This window comes from Streptomyces sp. NPDC054841, from assembly GCF_053611045.1.
On record NZ_JBSGZO010000776.1, the window covers coordinates 1 to 2,459 of the forward strand.

2 protein-coding genes are annotated in these 2,459 nt (G+C 70.2%); one reads left to right on the top strand and one right to left on the bottom strand.

What is annotated here, in order from left to right:
- Nucleotides 1–13: 13 nt before the first annotated feature.
- Nucleotides 14–883: an alpha/beta fold hydrolase gene (locus ACWGI8_RS43055; protein ID WP_453668926.1), complete on the bottom strand. Its 870-nt coding sequence runs from the start codon at nucleotides 881–883 to the stop codon at nucleotides 14–16.
- 382 nt (nucleotides 884–1,265) lie between these two features.
- On the opposite strand from ACWGI8_RS43055, the gene ACWGI8_RS43060 reads away from it, so the two are divergent.
- A complete protein-coding gene (locus ACWGI8_RS43060) occupies nucleotides 1,266–2,351 on the top strand; it encodes a S1 family peptidase (protein WP_453668928.1) in 1,086 nt (361 codons plus the stop codon).
- The last annotated feature ends 108 nt before the right edge of the window (nucleotides 2,352–2,459 follow it).

Below are 2,459 nucleotides of genomic sequence, written 5' to 3' on the forward strand. Positions count from 1 at the left end.
GAACCGGGGGCTGCTAGAGCGGGGCGAGCAGCCAGGTGAGGATCCCGGGAAGGGCGTGCAGCGCGTCGAAGTGCGCGGCGGCCGGTTCCAGTACGGCCGTCGCGCCCGGGATGCGCTGCGCCAGCCAGCGGGAGTGGCCGACCGGCGAGAAGACGTCCTTCTCGCCGTGCCACAGCAGAACGGGCGATGTGATGTCGGCGGGGTCGAACCCCCAGGGACTGCCGAACGCCAGGGCGTCGTCGATCCAGCCGTACGCCGAAGTGCGCAGCGCCTCCTGGTAGTTGCGCAGCAGCATCGTCCGTACGCCGGCGTCCGCGACCACCATCCGGTCGGAGTCGGTGAGCTCCCGGCGCAGATCGTCGAGGAGTCTGACCGGGTCCCGCCGGATCTCCGCCGAGCGCAGGATGAACCGCGCGGTCAGCCCGTCCGGGTCGACGGTGGCCCTCGTGTACTCCAGCACATTGGAGGCGGCCATTCCCTCGAACCAGTCCAGACCGTCCGCGTCCCGCGGCGCGAGCGTCACCAGCGCCGCGGCCCTCGTCACCCGGTCGGGCAGCAGCGCGGCGCAGGCCAGGGCGTGCGGCGCGCCGCCGGAGCGGCCCACCACGGCGAACCGGTCGAGCCCCAGGGCGTCGGCGATCGCCCGCACGTCATGGACCACATCGGCCACGCTGCGGCCCGCCAACCGGTCCGAACCGCCGTAGCCGGGCCGGTCGTACGCGATCAGCTGCATCCCGCGCTGGTACAGCACCATGCCGCGCGGGGCCGGGCCCAGCCTGCTGCCCGGGGTGCCGTGCAGCAGGAAGACGGGCCTGCCCCGCGGGTCCCCGAGGCGCTCCACCATCAGATGCCGCCCGTCCGACGCGTGCACCCGACGTCGCACCCGCCGCCTCCTTCGCCATGGGGTCCAGATCTTCCGTGTATGCCGTGTACAGCAATACTGTCCTGGCATTCCCCGCCCCTTTGATGATTACCCATCAGGGGGCGGTGTACGGAAGCCCTCCGTGAGCCCGTTACCCGTCGAGATCTGGACAGGACTAGGCCTCACAGGCTGCCCATGGCCCTGTCGCACGGGGTGTTCGCAAACGAAACCGACCTGTGGCGACCGCCGGTGGTGAAGAAGCAGAGGGCGCATTGATGGTGTCGTGTGCGCGTCCTGAAGTCGACCTTGTGTGCTACCGGCGCGTATCGGAATAGTGGGCTCCCCATCCTCCGTGTCCGGGCACCCCACTTGCCCGAACACGGCCCCCCACAGGAGGTCGATGTTGAACCACCGACGCATACCCAAGAGGCGCGCGGCGATGGCAGGTGGAGCCGTTGCCGCACTCGTGGCCGCGGGAATCACCTTCCAGACTGCGAACGCCAGCGAGGAAAAGCCCTCGTTCACCGTCAAGACGCTGTCGGCCACAGCGGCCGGAAACCTTGCCTCCACCCTGGGCCAGGACCTGGGCGGCGACGCGGCGGGCGCGTACTACGACACCAAGGCCAAGGCCCTGGTGATGAATGTGGTGGACGAGGCCGCGGCCGACGCCGTGCGCAAGGCGGGCGGCAAGGCCAGAATCGTCGAGAACTCGCTGGCGGAACTGAAGTCCGCCCGGCAGACCCTCACCGACCGTGCCACCATCCCCGGTACTTCCTGGGCGACCGACCCGGTGACCAACAAGGTGGTCGTCACTGCCGACCGCACGGTCGAGGGCGCCGACTGGGCGAAGCTCCAGGGAGTCGTGAAGGGGCTCGGCTCGAAGGCGGAACTGAAGAAGACGGCGGGGGAGTTCAAGCCCTTCATCGCCGGCGGTGACGCCATCCACAGTGGCGGCGGGCGCTGTTCGCTCGGCTTCAACGTCGTCAAGGACGGCAAGCCGCACTTCATCACGGCCGGCCACTGCGGCAAGGCCGGCAGCGAGTGGGCCCAGTCGGCAGGCGGTCCGGCCATCGGCACCATGGTCGACTCGCAGTTCCCCGAGAACGACTTCGCGCTCGTCAAGTACAGCGGCGACACCGAGCACCCGAGCGCCGTGAACCTCTACGACGGCGGCTCGCAGAAGATCACCAAGGCGGGCGAGGCGACCGTCGGCATGAAGGTCTCCCGCAGTGGCTCCACCACGCAGGTGCACGACGGCGAAGTCACCGGCCTCGACGCCACCGTGAACTACGGCGACGGCCAGATCGTCAACGGCCTCATCCAGACGACGGTCTGCGCCGAGCCCGGCGACAGCGGCGGCTCGCTCTTCGCGGGCGACACCGCGATCGGTCTGACCTCGGGCGGCAGCGGCGACTGCTCCTCGGGCGGCGAGACGTTCTTCCAGCCGGTTCCGGAAGCGCTGAAGGCGTTCGGCGCCGAGATCGGCTGACGCCGGCGGAGAACTGCCCCGAGCTGGGCCGAAGGCCCGGGCCGCCCTCAGGGGCGCGCCACGCACGACCAGGGCCTGTCTTCCGGATCAGGCCGGATCAGCCCGGCC